This is a genomic window from Lacinutrix sp. MEBiC02404 (genome assembly GCF_053601575.1).
Genome location: NZ_JBSHNV010000180.1, coordinates 65236 through 81040 on the forward strand (window position 1 = coordinate 65236; position 15805 = coordinate 81040).

Below are 15805 nucleotides of genomic sequence, written 5' to 3' on the forward strand. Positions count from 1 at the left end.
TTATAAAATGCTGTTAATTAAATTGTTGCTCTAGTTTTATTGCTTCAGGGAATAGAATATTATTTTCTAAATGTATATGTAAGTGTAAGTCTTTTTCAAATTCATCCAGCATTGCAAAAGTTACTTTGTAGGTGTTACAAGCGTCTGCAGGAGGTGTATAATTATCGGTAAGTTCTGCTATTTCTCTAAAACGCGCGCCTTCGGTATCGTGTTCTTGCATCATCATTGCAATCGGGTTTTCAACGGTTCCAAATTGTGGCGATTGTATGTCCACATGCTCTAATTTCGATTTTACCATTCTTTTTACAAAAGGAAAGAGCATCAGTTCTTCTTTTTTCATGTGTGCTGTTAATTCGTTAGCAGAAGCAGTGAACAATTCATTTATTTTAAATAATTCTGGGTGACGCTCACCATGCACACGACAAAGTTTATCTAAAAACTGACGTAATACAGGGATTTTCTCTTCCACATATCTATGGTGTTTTTTTTCAATATATTCGGCTAGTAAATCTAAAGGCCAAGATTTGTAATCTATAGATTGGTCCGTTTTAGAATTTAAAACAGCTTCTAATTCTTGTGCTAACGTATTGCTATCAATACCTTTTTTTTCGCAAGCTTCTTCAATAGTTCTGTTTCCATTACAGCAGAAATCTATTTTATATTTTGAAAAAACTGCTGCAGTTCTAAAATCGTCTGCTACAAACTCACCTATTTGTTTCTGCGTATTTTTTTGTAATGTTTCCATAATGTATCTATTTTAATATTGGTAAAAAAGTGTTTGCCTTTTATCCTTTTATTTAATTAGGAGCGATCGGGCTATTTTTATCTCGGATAAATTTATCCTATTTATATTCAAATTTTTTTTAGATCTTTAAAAAGGAAGCTCCAGACTTTATGCCTAAAGCAAGCTCTTCTAAATTGGTCGTTTCTAACATGTGTTTTAATTCATCACGTATCACCTTGAATTTATCATGTACAGGACAAGGATGATTTTCATCGCAGGTATCTAAACCTAAACCACAACCGTTGTATATATTATCGCCATCAATGGCTTCTACTATTTGCGAAAGCTTTATAGATGCAATGACATCTTTATCTATCACAAAACCTCCATAAGCACCTTTTACAGAGTTTATAATGTCATTTCTGACTAAAGCTTGTAAAATTTTTGCAGTAAAAGCTTTAGGAGAATTTATTTCTTCAGAAATTTCTTTTGGAGAAACAAGTTTGCCTTCCTGCGAATTTTTCGCAATGAAAATTGATGCTCTTATTCCATATTCGCAAGCTTTCGAAAACATATAGTTCTTTTATTTCTTCTATAAAGGTAAAACATTATTTTAATTAAGACAAGTTTATCCTAATTAAATATATGTTAAAAAATCGCTTGGCATTTTAACCAAGCGATTTCCTTTTTTTGTTAAATATAGATATTAAAATTGCTCTATCAAATAGTCTATTAAATCTGTAGTGGTAACAATACCAACTAATGTATCCTGATCTACAACAGGTAAGGCGTGAAATTCTTTTTTTGCTAGTATTTTAGCAACTTCTAAAATGGTTGTGTTAGAAGAAACACTTACCAAATTTTTTGCCATTACTTGCTCAATAGTAAACATATTATATACTACGGTGTCTACATTTTGTTCGTCTTCATCAATAGCATCTGCAAAACTAATACGTAACAAATCGGTATAACTTAGCAGCCCAATTATTTTGTTTCCACTGACTACCGGAATATGTCGGATATTATTTTTTTTGAATAATTTTTCTGCTATCTCTAGATCATCTGTGTGATTAAGCGTGATAACATCTGTTGTCATTATTTCTGAAACTGGCGTTCTTTTTTTCATCTTCTTATGGTTTTAAATTCTATATTAAAGATAGTTTAAAACGTGAAAAATAAATATGATAAAAGTCAGCTTAGCTACTTATTTTAAAACAAAATTAAATAATTTCTTTAGCAAATGCTTCACACATTTTTAAGGTGTCTTTTACATCGTCAATGGTAGTTCTAGGATTAATTAAACACATGCGTAAAACCACTTGATTTTGTAAAACGGTAGTCACTAGTAAAGCTTCTCTGGAGTCTACAACTCTTTTTGAAATCTCTTGATTGATAGCGTCTAGTTTTTTTTCACTGAAAGATTTTCCAATCGGATTATATCTAAAGTTGATAACCGCCAATGTAGCGGGAGATACTACTTCCCAATTGGCGCTTTTTCGTAAATCTGCTTCTACTTCTTCGGCTAAATCTATAGAATAGGAAACCGCTTTTTTAAATGCGGAAAGTCCGAAGGTTTTCATAGACATATAAAACTTTAAAGCTCTAAAACGGCGTGTCAGTTGAATACCATGATCGTAAAAATTAATTTCGGAAGTATTGCCTTCAATATCTCTTAGGTATTCTGGCTTTTCAGTAAAAGTTTCACTTAGCCATTTATGATTTTTCACTAATAAACATCCCATTTCATAAGGTTGGTATAACCACTTATGCGGATCTATTGCTAAGGAATCTGCTTTTTCAATTCCTTTTAATACTTGACTTCCTTTTTTGGATAAAATTGCAGCGGCACCATAAGCACCATCAATATGAAACCAAAGTTTTTCAGTCTTACATATTTTAGCGATTTCATTTAAAGGATCGACAGTTCCTGTATTTGTTGTTCCAGCGGAAGCAATAATACAAAACGGTTGTAAACCTTCTAGTCTATCTTTTGCAATGGCATTTTTAAGTTTATTAATAGCCATTTTAAATTCTATATCGGTAGGGATAATTCGTATTTGCTCTTTTTTAAAGCCTAAAACACGAATTGCTTTTATATTTGAAGAATGCGCTTGATCGGAAAGATAAATAATAGCTTTCGAAAAATCATCGCCACATCGTTGTCTTCTTGCAGTTACTAGTGCTGTAAGATTTGCCATGGAGCCACCACTTGTAAAAATTCCACCACCTTTTTTAGTCGGAAATTTAAACAGTTTTAATAACCAGCTCATGGTAACTATTTCTAATTCCGCAGCAGCGGGAGAAGCAGCCCAACCACCAGAAAAAATGTTGAATCCTGTAGCTAAAGTATCTGCCATAACACTCACAAAATTACTTGGTCCAGGAACAAAAGAATACGATTTTGGATGGGTAACAATATTACTATTTGGCAATACTTTTTCGGTGACAAAATCTAAGACTTCTTTATAGTTTGTAGGTTCTTCTGGTGCTTCCGTTTTAAAAAGCAAATCCATTTCTTCTCTAGAAGCAGACGCTACTGGTTTCTTAGTGTTTTCTGTATCAAAATGTGCTACAATGGTGTCAATTACTTGATAACCATATTGCTTCATTTCTTCTTTACTTAATTGCAGTTTATGCGAATTGTCCATTAAGGGCATTTTTGTGTTTTTTATAGGAATAGGAAATACGCTTTATTAAAAGCCACTACTTTAGTGACAATCTATTGCACTAGATGCAACATCTACAATTGGAGCAGGAGAGAGGTAAGGAATACCTAAACCTAAACCACGAAGAATAAATAATAATCCTATAATTACTACAAAAATAGGAATCCCTTTTTGAATACGTTGCTTCATTTGGGTATTTAAAAATTTACCTAAGTAAATAGCGGAAGTCATTAATGGGATGGTACCTAAACCAAACAGCGCCATATACAAACTTCCTTGCCATGCATTTGGCATTGCCAATGAAGCGAAAACGGCCATGTATACTAATCCGCAAGGTAAAAAACCGTTTAAAAAACCAATGGTTAAAAAGGTGTCTACGGTTTTCTTTTTTAATGCTTTACCTAAAGAAGATTTTACTTTAGATATTATTTTATAAATAGGTTTTGAGAAATTGTATTTATTGAAAGTTTGTACAGGAATGAGAACCACAACAATCATTAATATACCAATGAAGATGGATAGTTGTTGCTGAAGTCCAAAGATGTAAAGACTTTTTCCAACCAAACCAAAAAATAAACCAATTAGCGAATACGCTAACAATCTACCAATATGATACGTAAATATTTGTGCTATTTTTTTTATGGAATTGCTGCGGTCTACAGGAAGCATAAATGCAATAGGACCGCACATTCCAACACAATGGAAGCTTCCTAGTAATCCAAAAATGAGTGCAGACCAAAGCATATTTATTGTTTTAGTAAAGGATCTCTTTTTTGTAGAGATAGTTTTTTCCGTTATATTGCCAATCTACTTTAATGTTCCAACGACCATCTAACAAACGTTTGTCAGGTATGAGCAAATTGTGGTTTGATAATGAAATTGGAATTTCAAAATCAAATTGTTTATTAGATGGTCTATATAGGAACACTTTACCTGTAATATTTTCTATAGGAAGGTTTTCTGGGAATAGAATAATAACACCTTCGGCTGTTTTTTTATAAGAGATATTTTCTGTTAAGTTTTGAGCGTTTGTTTCTTTATTGATCTCGTTTTGAAATTGTAGTTCTTGCTGGTAGTAATCTTCAACAACTAAATCATGGTCGTATGTACTATCTGTCATCATAGTGATAATGAAATACATGATAAAGCTAATAAACGCTACAAATGCGATTACGATTCCTGTTCCCCAATTTATTTTCATATCTCAACTTCCCACGAAGGCAGGAATCTCCTTTTATTAATTAAACGTTATTTTGTTTTTGGGCATTACCTTCCGTTTTACTTCAGGTCAGGCTTTCACAACTCGCTCTTTTCAAGGAGCTCAAACAGATTGCTCAATCCTTAATGCGCTTCAGGAACCAAAAAAACTTTTTTTACTTATAACTTCTTGGCCCTAAAAAGTTTACAGTAGTGGTTTCAATCATTTCATCACCACTATACACCTCAATCATAAGTTTACTTTTGTCTCCTTTCAACTTACTTTTGTCAATTTCAATAAATAAGGTTCCTTCTGCTAAACCTTGTGCAGGAACTTCAAAATTAGCAGCAGTGGAAACCATTTTTATTTCCCCTTCTTGTTTTCTAAGTTTGAATTTTATGTTTTCAATATCCTTCGTTGTTTTATTTACAAGTTTAAAGGTGAAAACGTTACTTATTATATTTTCTCCTTTATGCTCAAATAATTGCCCTGGAAGTCTTAAAACAGTAGCTTCTACGTCATTTCTTAAAAGCAGCATTCCGCATAACATACCAGTAAGAATAGTAAGAACAGCAATGTATCCTTTCATTCTTGCAGTAATTTTGAATTTTTCTTTCTTTTCTATTTCATCTTCAGAAGCAAATCGAATTAATCCTTTTGGAAGGTCGATGCTTTCCATAATATGATCACATTCATCAATACAAGCAGTACAGTTTACACATTCTAATTGCGTACCATTTCTAATGTCAATACCTGTCGGACAAACATTAACACACTGCATACAATCAATACAATCTCCATGTCCTAAAGCTTCTCTATCTTCGTTTTTTCTGAATTTTTTACGACCATTTTCTCCTTCACCACGTTTATGATCATAAGCAACTACTATAGATTTGTTATCTAATAACACACTTTGTAATCTACCATACGGACAAGCAATAATACATACTTGTTCTCTAAACCAAGCGAAAACAAAATAGAAGACAGCAGTAAAAATAATAAGCGGAAAAAGAGTACCTAAATGGTCTAATGGATTTCCCGTTATATATTTTATAAGCTTATCACTTCCTATTAAATAGGCTAAAAAGACATTGGCGATAATAAAGGAGATTACTAAAAATACAAACCATTTTAGAAGGCGTTTTCTGATTTTTTCGGCATTCCATTCTTGTTTATCAAGTTTACGTTGTTTGTTTCTATCGCCATCAATCCAATATTCAATACGTCTAAAAACCATTTCCATAAAAATGGTTTGTGGGCAAATCCAACCACAAAAAACACGTCCGAAACTCACTGTAAATAAAGCGATAAACACAATACCTATTAGCATAGACATTACAAATAAGTAAAAGTCTTGTGGCCAAAATGGTAAACCAAAAATATTGAAGCGACGTTCTAAAATATTAAACAGTAAAAACTGGTTGCCATTAATTTTGATAAAAGGAGCAGCAATAAGAAAAATAAGTAAACCGTAGCTAACTATTTTTCGTTTGTTATAATATTTACCGCTAGGTTTTTTTGGGTATACCCAAGCACGACCACCTTCTTCATTAATGGTTCCAATGGTGTCTCTAAAAGATTCGTTTTCTGGTGTTTCCAAAATCTATTTTATTTAAACCTGTCTGATTTTTAAAGTCGGACAGGTTTTGATCCAAGTATTTTATTCTTTTGTAGTTTCTTCCCAAATATCCCCTTCAGCAGGTTTTGGTTCGGCAGGTGTTGTTCCTTGAAATTGTAATACATAACTTGCTACTTGCGCAATTTCGGCAGGTTTTAAACTTTGTTTCCAAGCAATCATTCCTTTACCATCACGTCCACCTTCTGTAACCGTTCGAAATACATTTTTAATTCCACCACCTAAAATCCAGTGTTTGTCTGTAAGGTTTGGTCCAATTCCACCGCCACCATCTGCTTTATGACAAGCAACACAGTTTTCGGAAAATATTTTTTTACCATTACTTAAATCGGAAGCATCCGTTAACAATTCAACAGTATTAAAATCGACTAAATCTTTTGCTGTTTTTTTGTATTCTTCAATATCAATTTTTGCCTGTGCATATTCCGCTTCTAATTCCATATACTGGTTATCACCATTAAAAATTTCGAATCTAGCAAAGTATACAACCGCAAATATTATGGAAGCATAGAAACTGTAAATCCACCATGGCGGAAGATCATTATCTAGTTCTTTAATACCATCATAATTATGGTCTAGAATAATTTCATGTTCTTCTTGAATTGGTTTAGCACCTAGTAATTTGGTATAGGTTTTATTTACCCAAGTAACTAGTTTGGATGTTTTTACTTGTGATGCATCATATCTCGCTTTCCCTTCTGCATCTAAACTTTGATACAGAATATTGTCCATAGAACCTACAATAGCTTCTGTAGCAATTAATATAAGTAATACAAGTAGTAAGAATACCATGATGATTGGCTTCTCAATAAAAGCTGGTTTAGTACCAGAATCGACAAAGTATTCTACAATGCCTACAATGATAAAAAATAGGACTGGTATTTTTAGCCATGACGGAAATAAATTTCTCATAGTTCGGATTGGTTTTGGTTATCTAATGGTAAATTGCTTACACTTTCTATATATTCTTTTTTTGCTGTAAATACCCATAAAAATAGGACTACAAAAAAACTGAAGAATATAAGTAAGGATATGATTGGGTATATTTCTATTCCAGAAATACTGTCCATATAATTTTTTGCAAACTTTAGCATAATTCTAGTTTTGAGTGGTTTCTAAATCTTTCACTTTTATATCGGTACCTAAACGTTGTAAATAAGCGATAACAGCTACAATTTCACGATTACGCATTTCTATAAATTCTGCACCTCCAGCGGCTTTATCTGCTTCGTAAGTTTCCGCAAAATCAGGATCTGCATATAGATTTTTTTCAATTCGCGTACCTTGCTCTAACATGGCTTGCTGTGCATTAGTAATTTCTTCTTCTGTATAAGGAACACCTAAAGAAACCATTGCTTTCATTTTCTTCTCTGTAAGTGATTTGTCTAGTTCATCTCTAACAATCCATTTATACGATGGCATAATAGAACCAGATGACGTACTTTGTGGATCATACATGTGGTTTAAGTGCCAGTTGTCTGAATATTTCCCTCCAATACGATGTAAATCTGGACCAGTACGTTTCGATCCCCAAAGGAATGGATGATCATAAACATATTCTCCTGCTTTAGAATATTCTCCATAACGTTCTACTTCACTTCTAAACGGACGAATCATTTGTGAGTGACATCCAACACAACCTTCACGAATGTAAATATCACGACCTTCTAATTCTAAAGGCGTGTACGGTTTAACACTTGCAATAGTTGGTATATTAGATTTTACCATGATAGTTGGTACTATTTGTACAATACCTCCAATTAAAATAGCAATAGTTGCACCAATAGTTAATTTAATAGGCTTACGTTCTAACCACGTATGCCATCCTTCGCCAGCAGTACGTTTTTTAGAAACATGTTGTAATGCAGGAGCTTCCGCTAATTCGTCTTCTACTTTACTTCCTTGTCTTATTGTAATATAAACGTTATACACAAGAATTAACATTCCTGCAATATATAGCGTTCCACCAACAGCACGCATGTAGTACATTGGCATAATTTCGGTAACGGTTTCTAAGAAGTTACCATACATTAAAGTCCCGTCTGGATTAAACTGTTTCCACATACTTGCTTGTGTAAATCCAGCAACGTAAAGAGGTAACGCGTAAAATATAATTCCTAAAGTACCAATCCAGAAATGCAAGTTAGCAAGTCCGATAGAATATAACTTCGTTTTAAATAATCTAGGCACTAAATAATAGATCATACCAAAGGCTAAGAAACCATTCCAAGCTAAAGCACCAACGTGCACGTGCGCAATAATCCAATCGGTAAAGTGACCAATTGCATTTACATTTTTAAGCGAAAGTAAAGGTCCTTCAAAAGTTGCCATACCATAACCGGTAAGCGCAACCACCATAAATTTTAAAACAGGATCAGTACGTACTTTATCCCAAGCACCACGAAGTGTTAGTAGTCCGTTTATCATTCCTCCCCAAGAAGGCATTAATAACATAACAGAAAATGCTACACCAAGATTTTGTGCCCATTCTGGTAAAGCGGTATATAGTAAATGGTGCGGTCCAGCCCAAATATAAATAAATATTAAAGACCAGAAGTGAATGATAGAAAGTCTATAGGAATACACAGGTCTGTTTGCAGCTTTAGGTACAAAATAATACATCAATCCTAAGAAAGGTGTTGTTAAAAAGAATGCTACGGCATTATGGCCGTACCACCATTGTACTAATGCATCTTGAACTCCTGCATACACAGAATAACTTTTCATAGCACTAACTGGAAGTTCTAAACTATTAAAAATGTGCAATACAGCAACCGTTACAAAAGTCGCGATGTAAAACCAAATAGCAACGTATAAATGACGTTGTCTTCTTTTAATCATGGTACCAATTAAATTGATTCCAAATACCACCCAAATTACAGCAATTAGAATATCAAAAGGCCACTCTAATTCTGCATATTCTTTAGATGTGGTGTATCCTAAAGGAAGTGTTATTGCAGCGCCAACAATCATTAATTGCCAACCCCAAAAATTAATTTTACTTAGTAAATCACTAAACATTCTCGCTTTAAGAAGACGTTGTGTAGAATAATAAACACCGGCAAAAATAGCATTACCAACAAAGGCAAAGATTACTGCGTTGGTATGTAATGGTCTTAAACGACCAAAGCTTAACCAAGAAATGCCTTCTGTGTAATTTGGGAAAATGAAAAGGAAAGCAAGCATTAAGCCGACAGTCATTCCTACAACTCCCCAGAGAATAGTAGCGTAAAGGAAATTTTTAACGATCTTGTTATCGTAGTAGAATTGTTCTTTTTCCATAATAATTAATTAGTCTTTTTAGTTTTTATAGTTGGTTTTGGTTTCTCTTTAACCAGTTCGTCTTCAAAAAGCATTCTAACAGATGGCGTATAACTATCGTCAAATTGACCACTTTTTACAGCATAGATAAAAGCCGCAAAAAAACCGATTGCAACTATAATGCTGATAGTCAATAAAATATAAATAACACTCATACCTATTTGAAGTTATGGTTCAAAATTACGTTGGTTGCCTTTCTTAAAACATGATTTTTATCATATTTGGGAAATAATTTCCATTTAATTATCTCACTCAGGCGTGATAATTATTTAAGTTTTTTTCGATGGATACAAGCATCTTTTTTTTATTTTTTCTGAGAATCTATGGGTAAACTTTGAGTATCTCCGCGAAATAGTTTTTAGTTCAATTTTCTACCTAAAAGGTTTGTTGCTATTGTGGTAAAAACTACAATGCTAATAGAACTTAAAGGCATTAAAATTGCTGCAACAACTGGTGCTAATTGTCCGGTTACTGCAAAGTACAAACCAATTACGTTATAAACAAATGAAAGTGCAAAACTCCATTTAATAATTTTTATAGCACTTTTTGAGGTTTTAATGTATTTGTATAATTGATTGAATTTGGAAGCGTCCAAAATAGCATCGCAAGCAGGAGAAAATACATTCACGTTTTCTGAGAGTGCAATACCAACATTACTTTGTGCTAGAGCTCCTGCATCATTTAAACCATCACCAATCATAAGTACTTTTGCTCCTTCGCTTTGATGGTATTTTATATATTCTAACTTATCTTCTGGTTTCTGGTTAAAAATCAACTTCGTTTTGGTTGGAAGTAATTTTTTTAGATTTTCAAATTCGCCTTCATTATCCCCAGAAAGAATTACCAAATCGTATTGTTTTTTTAGTTTGTTAAATAGTTTTGAAAGTCCTTTTCTATAGCTATTATAAAAAGTGTATTTTCCTTTATATTTATTATTTGTACTAATATGAACTGCTGTATTTAAAACGGAAGCTTCCGCAGAACCTACAAAACTAGCAGAACCAATTTTTATATTCTCTTTATTATGCGAAGCTTCAATACCTTTTCCTAAATGTTCTTCAAAATGGTTTAATGTGATGATATTATTTTCATCTAAAATATCATAAAGTGTTCTACTTAATGGATGATTAGAACCTCGCAGGGTGTTTTTTAGTAGTGTTTCTTCGGAAGTAGAAAGTATTTCCCCTTCATACGTTGCAGTACTTTGTTTGTTAGAAGTAATCGTTCCTGTTTTGTCAAAAATAATAGTATCTATTGCTGCTAATTGTTCAATAACAGAAGCATTTTTCACATAGAATTTCTGTTTTCCAAAGATACGAAGCAAATTTCCGAAGGTAAAAGGAGCAGAGAGCGCAATGGCACACGGACAAGCAATAATTAGTACTGCGGTGAATACATTCATGGCTTTGGTAGCATCTACAAATAGCCAAAAAGTGGTCGCTATTATGGCAATACTTAAAACAGCAATGGTAAATTGTTTACTTATTTTGTTGGTTAATGTGGTAAAGCCATCTTCTTTGTTTTTACTGAATACATCGTTACTCCATAATTGTGTGAGGTAACTTTGTTCCACAGATTTTAAGGCTTCCATTTCTATAACTCCTGAAGTCTGTTTTCCTCCAGCAAAAAGTTTGTCGCCAGAATTTTTACGAATGTTTTCTGATTCACCAGTCACAAAACTGTAGTCTATTCTTGCTTTTCCGTTAATAAGGATACCGTCTACAGGAATTAATTCTTCATTTCTAATAAGGAGTCTATCTCCTTTTTTAATTTCATACACTTGAATTGGAGTTTCACCAGCTTCCGAAGAAATTTTAGTTACTGCAATTGGAAAATACGATTTGTAATCTCGCTCAAACGAAAGGAATGCATATGTTTTTTGCTGAAAGAATTTTCCAAGTAATAAAAAGAATACCAAACCGGTTAAACTATCGAAAAATCCGGAACCTAAATCGAAAATAATTTCGGCAGTACTTCTAATAAAAAGCACTGCAATTCCCAGAGCAATTGGTACATCTATATTTAAAATATTTGCGCGTAACCCTTTGTAAGCCGAAACAAAATAATCTTGTGCGGCATAAAAAACCACAGGAAGTGAAAAAGCAAACATTAGCCAACGAAACAAATGTTTGTATTGTTCTAACCAAAATTCGCCAACTTCAAAATACTCTGGAAACGATAGAAACATGACGTTACCAAAGGCAAAGCCTGCAATTCCTAACTTATAAATAAGGCTTCTGTTGATATGTTCTTTTCCTGTTTTAAAATCGTCTAAAGAAATATAAGGTTCATAACCAATACTACTTAAAAGGATTACAATTTCTTTAAGGGAAGTTTTATCGGAATTGTAAGTAACACGAACCGTCTTTTTACCAAAATTAACTTGTGATGATGAGATTCCTGGATTTAATTTGTTACCATTTTCTAAAATCCAAATACAAGAACTACAATGAATATGCGGAATATAAAGCGTAACAATTTGGGTGTTTCCATCCCTAAACTCTGTTAGTTTTTCAATGATGTTTTCTTGAGAAAGGAAATCATATTTACCTTGAATCTCCTTCGGGACTGCTCCTGGAGAAGCTTGCATATCGTAGTAACAGGTTAAATCATTTTCCGAGAAAATCTCATATACCGTTTTGCATCCATTACAACAAAACGACTTTTCGTCGAATTTTATAATGGAAGAATTGCAATCATCTCCGCAATGAAAACAAGAAGTCTTGTCCATAATATTTGCTCATTTATACCTGTAACAAAGGTTACAAAACATGTGCTTTTAAAATATGATATTTGTCATGTTTTAAGTAACTTTACAAAACAATAAATTTTAGGTATGAGTAGATGTGAAAGCTGTATTGCACGACAATTAAATTCTATGAATTCTTTAACTAAAGAAGAATTAAAAAAAGTGTCTGCCTGTAAAACAACTAGGTTTTATAAAAAAGGTGATGTTATTTTTGATGAAGGAGAAACCTTACATGGTGTTTATTGTGTAAGAGATGGCGTGTGTAAATTGACAAAATTAAGTGCTAACGGTAAGGATCATACTGTGAAGTTATTAGGGAAGGGAGAGCTTTTAGGGCAACGTTCTATAATCAGTGACGAACGCACTAATTTGAGTGCAATAGCATTAAATGATATAGAATTATGCTATGTACCTAAAGATCAAATAGTATCTAGTCTTCACGAAAACCATAAATTTTCTTTTGATGTTTTACAGCGTCTTGCTAAAGATTTAAAAGGGGCAGAAGAGGATTTAATTAATATGGCGCAAAAGACTGTAAAACAACGTCTTGCGCAATCTTTAATTTATGTAGAAAATACTTTTGGAAGCGATGATGCCGGCTATTTAAATGTTTTACTTTCTCGAGAAGATTATGCGAGTATTGTTGGTACTGCTACAGAATCTGCAATCCGTATTTTATCACAATTTAAAAAAGAAGGATTAATTTCTACATCTGGGAAACAAATAAAAATTGAAAATCTAGAAGCTTTAAAAAAAGTAGAATAGTTTTATCGAAAATAGATAAAATTATATTGAAATAGTTGTATTTTTATACTGCTATGAAAAAAGAAAGTATTCACAAAAAAGGCTTTGTATTTAAAACCTACGAAGCACCTTCACAAACGCCTTTCGAAAAACTTTTTGATGTATTTAAAGAGTTAATTACGCATACTTCTGGAGATTTTGACGAAGCTATAAGTTGGCTTCGTGAATTAGACAAAGAATATGAGTTAACGACTGCTGAATATACCATTGACGATTTTATTGAAGATCTTAAAGACAAAGGTTATATACGTGAAGAGATTAAACCCGACGGAAAGAAAGGTAATGCAATTACTGCAAAAACAGAACGTGCTATTAGGCAATCTGCATTAGATCAGATTTTTGGAAACATTAAACGAAGCGGTGCTGGAAACCATAAAAGTAAAGGCGCCGGAATAGGAGATGAGCATACTGGCGATTTTAGAAATTACCAGTTTGGGGATAGCTTAGACAAAGTGTCTATGACCGAAAGTTTACGCAATGCACAAATTAATCATGGAATTGGCGATTTTAATTTAACCGAAGATGATTTGGTGGTAGAAGAAACCACACATAAATCGCAAATGAGTACCGTGTTAATGATAGATATTAGTCACTCTATGATTTTGTATGGTGAGGATAGAATTACACCGGCCAAAAAAGTTGCTATGGCTTTAGCCGAATTAATTACTACGCGATATCCAAAAGATACTTTAGATATTTTAGTTTTTGGAAACGATGCTTGGCCAATTAAAATTAAAGATTTGCCCTACTTAAATGTTGGTCCGTATCATACAAATACCGTTGCAGGATTAAAATTAGCAATGGATTTATTACGAAGAAAACGAAATACCAACAAGCAGATTTTTATGATAACCGATGGAAAGCCAAGCTGTTTACGTATGCCGGACGGTACGTATTACAAGGATAGTAACGGATTAAACCCGTATATCACCAATAAATGTTATGCCCAAGCGCAACAAGCCCGAAAATTGCATATTCCTATTACCACTTTTATGATTGCTCAAGATCCTTATTTAATGCAATTTGTGGAAGAATTTACGCATGCCAATCAAGGAAAGGCATTTTACACAGGTCTGAAAGGTTTAGGGGAAATGATTTTTGAAGATTATGAAACGAATAGGAAGAAACGAATTAAAGGATAACTAAAAAAGCTATTAGCTATTGGCTGTTAGCTGTTAATGAAAAACAAAAGAGTAAGCGCTAAAGGCCAAAAGCTAATAGCCAAAAGCAAACTTTATATGAAAATAGAAACCATACATACTTTAGGTGCATTAAAAAACGCTGGATATAAAAGCAGATCGATTAAAGACGAATTAAGAGATAATTTAATTGAAAAAATAAAGAATAAAACCACCGTTTTTGAAGGTGTTCATGGGTATGAAAATACCGTGATTCCAGAATTAGAACGTGCTATTTTATCCCGCCATAATATTAATTTTTTAGGATTACGCGGACAAGCGAAAACACGTTTAGCACGTTTAATGCTGAATTTATTAGACGAGTATATTCCGGTTGTGGAAGGTTCGGAAATAAATGATGATCCGTTGCAACCAATTTCTCGTTATGCTATAGAATTGATCAAGGAGAAAGGAGATAATACACCAATTACTTGGATGCATAGAAGCGAACGTTTCGCAGAGAAGTTAGCAACTCCAGATGTAACGGTTGCAGATCTTATTGGTGATGTAGACCCAATAAAAGCAGCGAATTTAAAGTTGAGTTATGCCGATGATCGCGTGATTCACTACGGCATGATTCCAAGAGCAAACCGTTGTATTTTTGTTATTAATGAGTTACCAGATTTACAAGCAAGAATTCAAGTGGCTTTATTTAATATTTTGCAAGAAGGCGATATTCAGATTCGTGGATTCAAATTACGTTTACCATTAGATATGCAATTTATATTTACTGCAAACCCAGAAGATTATACCAATAGAGGAAGTATTGTAACGCCTTTAAAAGATAGAATTGGTTCGCAAATATTAACACATTATCCAACAGATATTGAAACAGCGAAAAAAATTACAGAGCAAGAAGCTAAATCGGATGCAAGACAAAAGGAAAGTATTTACGTACCAGAATTAGCCAAAGACTTGTTAGAGCAAATCGTATTTGAAGCACGTGAAAGTAATTTTATAGACGAAAAAAGTGGCGTTAGTGCACGCTTAAGTATTACTGCTTTTGAAAACTTATTAAGTACAGCAGAATTACGTGCATTAAAATCAGGAGATGAAAAAACAACCATTCGTTTATCCGACTTTTTAGGAATCATTCCCGCAATTACTGGAAAAGTAGAATTGGTGTATGAAGGAGAGCAGGAAGGCGCAGCACAAGTAGCTTATAATTTAATAGGAGAAGCAGTAAAAAGCTTATTCCCAGAATTTTTTCCAGAGATTGAAAAACTTAGAAAAGAAGGAGATGAAAGTCCGTATGATGCTATTGTATCTTGGTTTTTCAATACTTCCGAAGGATTTGAATTATTAGACAATTTACGTGATAAAGAATACTATGATCTATTAGATGCCGTTTCTCCTTTGGATGATTTATTAGGAGAATACCAACCAAAAATTTCTAAAGAAGAAAGTTATTTTATAAAAGAATTTGTGCTTTGGGCCTTGGTCGAATATAAACAATTAAGTAAACATCGCTTTACAGAAGGGATTCAGTTTAAAGATCCTTATGGTAATTTTATAAGTGGTTTGTAAGC

General features: G+C 33.2%; 15 protein-coding genes. 3 read left to right on the top strand and 12 right to left on the bottom strand.

The features are described 5' to 3' along the window. Positions 1 to 13 precede the first annotated feature (13 nt). The 12 genes from ric to ACVCXO_RS09610 all read right to left on the bottom strand — a co-directional run bounded on the left by ric (position 14) and on the right by ACVCXO_RS09610 (position 12276). Entirely contained in the window at positions 14 to 745 is a 732-nt protein-coding gene (gene ric, locus ACVCXO_RS09555; protein WP_452229369.1) for an iron-sulfur cluster repair di-iron protein, read from the bottom strand. A 118-nt stretch (positions 746 to 863) separates the two neighbouring features. Beyond that, complete coding sequence (locus ACVCXO_RS09560; protein WP_452229370.1) at positions 864 to 1298, bottom strand: RrF2 family transcriptional regulator; 435 nt, start codon at positions 1296 to 1298, stop codon at positions 864 to 866. A 132-nt stretch (positions 1299 to 1430) separates the two neighbouring features. Continuing rightward, on the bottom strand, positions 1431 to 1850 hold the full coding sequence (locus ACVCXO_RS09565; protein ID WP_452229371.1) for a CBS domain-containing protein: 420 nt from the start codon (positions 1848 to 1850) through the stop codon (positions 1431 to 1433). A gap of 94 nt (positions 1851 to 1944) precedes the next feature. After that, positions 1945 to 3372, bottom strand: coding sequence for a pyridoxal phosphate-dependent decarboxylase family protein (locus ACVCXO_RS09570; protein WP_452229372.1), 1428 nt, complete (start codon positions 3370 to 3372; stop codon positions 1945 to 1947). A gap of 60 nt (positions 3373 to 3432) precedes the next feature. Next, positions 3433 to 4134 (bottom strand): sulfite exporter TauE/SafE family protein, encoded by a 702-nt coding sequence (locus ACVCXO_RS09575; RefSeq protein WP_452229373.1) that lies wholly within the window; start codon positions 4132 to 4134, stop codon positions 3433 to 3435. A gap of 10 nt (positions 4135 to 4144) precedes the next feature. After that, positions 4145 to 4591, bottom strand: coding sequence for a FixH family protein (locus ACVCXO_RS09580; RefSeq protein WP_452229374.1), 447 nt, complete (start codon positions 4589 to 4591; stop codon positions 4145 to 4147). Between the two features lie 172 nt (positions 4592 to 4763). Then, positions 4764 to 6188, bottom strand: coding sequence for a cytochrome c oxidase accessory protein CcoG (gene ccoG, locus ACVCXO_RS09585; protein WP_452229375.1), 1425 nt, complete (start codon positions 6186 to 6188; stop codon positions 4764 to 4766). A gap of 60 nt (positions 6189 to 6248) precedes the next feature. Then, complete coding sequence (locus ACVCXO_RS09590; RefSeq protein WP_452229376.1) at positions 6249 to 7136, bottom strand: cbb3-type cytochrome c oxidase N-terminal domain-containing protein; 888 nt, start codon at positions 7134 to 7136, stop codon at positions 6249 to 6251. Then, a complete protein-coding gene (locus ACVCXO_RS09595; protein WP_452229377.1) occupies positions 7133 to 7318 on the bottom strand; it encodes a CcoQ/FixQ family Cbb3-type cytochrome c oxidase assembly chaperone in 186 nt (61 codons plus the stop codon). Before ACVCXO_RS09595 ends, ACVCXO_RS09590 begins: the two co-directional genes overlap by 4 nt. A 4-nt stretch (positions 7319 to 7322) precedes the next feature. Then, entirely contained in the window at positions 7323 to 9506 is a 2184-nt protein-coding gene (ccoN, locus tag ACVCXO_RS09600) for a cytochrome-c oxidase, cbb3-type subunit I (protein ID WP_452229378.1), read from the bottom strand. A gap of 5 nt (positions 9507 to 9511) precedes the next feature. Then, positions 9512 to 9700 (bottom strand): cbb3-type cytochrome oxidase assembly protein CcoS, encoded by a 189-nt coding sequence (gene ccoS, locus ACVCXO_RS09605; protein ID WP_055442379.1) that lies wholly within the window; start codon positions 9698 to 9700, stop codon positions 9512 to 9514. A 203-nt stretch (positions 9701 to 9903) separates the two neighbouring features. Continuing rightward, positions 9904 to 12276, bottom strand: a complete 2373-nt coding sequence (locus ACVCXO_RS09610; protein WP_452229379.1) for a heavy metal translocating P-type ATPase — start codon at positions 12274 to 12276, stop codon at positions 9904 to 9906. Between the two features lie 105 nt (positions 12277 to 12381). On the opposite strand from ACVCXO_RS09610, the gene ACVCXO_RS09615 reads away from it, so the two are divergent. The 3 genes from ACVCXO_RS09615 to ACVCXO_RS09625 all read left to right on the top strand — a co-directional run bounded on the left by ACVCXO_RS09615 (position 12382) and on the right by ACVCXO_RS09625 (position 15803). Continuing rightward, the gene (locus ACVCXO_RS09615; protein ID WP_452229380.1) at positions 12382 to 13059 is read left to right on the top strand and encodes a Crp/Fnr family transcriptional regulator; all 678 of its coding nucleotides are present in this window, start codon (positions 12382 to 12384) and stop codon (positions 13057 to 13059) included. 53 nt (positions 13060 to 13112) lie between these two features. Beyond that, complete coding sequence (locus ACVCXO_RS09620) at positions 13113 to 14240, top strand: vWA domain-containing protein (protein ID WP_452229381.1); 1128 nt, start codon at positions 13113 to 13115, stop codon at positions 14238 to 14240. A gap of 96 nt (positions 14241 to 14336) precedes the next feature. Continuing rightward, positions 14337 to 15803: a magnesium chelatase gene (locus ACVCXO_RS09625; protein WP_452229382.1), complete on the top strand. Its 1467-nt coding sequence runs from the start codon at positions 14337 to 14339 to the stop codon at positions 15801 to 15803. Positions 15804 to 15805 lie beyond the last annotated feature (2 nt).

What these genes read in the sequence shown, in the direction of transcription:
- ACVCXO_RS09580 (WP_452229374.1), bottom strand. Translation starts at nt 4,591, where the DNA reads ATGAAAATAAATTGGGGAACAGGAATCGTAATCGCATTTGTAGCGTTT.
- ACVCXO_RS09565 (WP_452229371.1), bottom strand. Translation starts at nt 1,850, where the DNA reads ATGAAAAAAAGAACGCCAGTTTCAGAAATAATGACAACAGATGTTATC.
- ACVCXO_RS09595 (WP_452229377.1), bottom strand. Translation starts at nt 7,318, where the DNA reads ATGCTAAAGTTTGCAAAAAATTATATGGACAGTATTTCTGGAATAGAA.
- ACVCXO_RS09625 (WP_452229382.1), top strand. Translation starts at nt 14,337, where the DNA reads ATGAAAATAGAAACCATACATACTTTAGGTGCATTAAAAAACGCTGGA.
- ACVCXO_RS09615 (WP_452229380.1), top strand. Translation starts at nt 12,382, where the DNA reads ATGAGTAGATGTGAAAGCTGTATTGCACGACAATTAAATTCTATGAAT.
- ccoN (WP_452229378.1), bottom strand. Translation starts at nt 9,506, where the DNA reads ATGGAAAAAGAACAATTCTACTACGATAACAAGATCGTTAAAAATTTC.
- ACVCXO_RS09560 (WP_452229370.1), bottom strand. Translation starts at nt 1,298, where the DNA reads ATGTTTTCGAAAGCTTGCGAATATGGAATAAGAGCATCAATTTTCATT.
- ACVCXO_RS09590 (WP_452229376.1), bottom strand. Translation starts at nt 7,136, where the DNA reads ATGAGAAATTTATTTCCGTCATGGCTAAAAATACCAGTCCTATTTTTT.
- ACVCXO_RS09570 (WP_452229372.1), bottom strand. Translation starts at nt 3,372, where the DNA reads ATGGACAATTCGCATAAACTGCAATTAAGTAAAGAAGAAATGAAGCAA.
- ACVCXO_RS09575 (WP_452229373.1), bottom strand. Translation starts at nt 4,134, where the DNA reads ATGCTTTGGTCTGCACTCATTTTTGGATTACTAGGAAGCTTCCATTGT.
- ric (WP_452229369.1), bottom strand. Translation starts at nt 745, where the DNA reads ATGGAAACATTACAAAAAAATACGCAGAAACAAATAGGTGAGTTTGTA.
- ACVCXO_RS09610 (WP_452229379.1), bottom strand. Translation starts at nt 12,276, where the DNA reads ATGGACAAGACTTCTTGTTTTCATTGCGGAGATGATTGCAATTCTTCC.
- ccoS (WP_055442379.1), bottom strand. Translation starts at nt 9,700, where the DNA reads ATGAGTGTTATTTATATTTTATTGACTATCAGCATTATAGTTGCAATC.
- ACVCXO_RS09620 (WP_452229381.1), top strand. Translation starts at nt 13,113, where the DNA reads ATGAAAAAAGAAAGTATTCACAAAAAAGGCTTTGTATTTAAAACCTAC.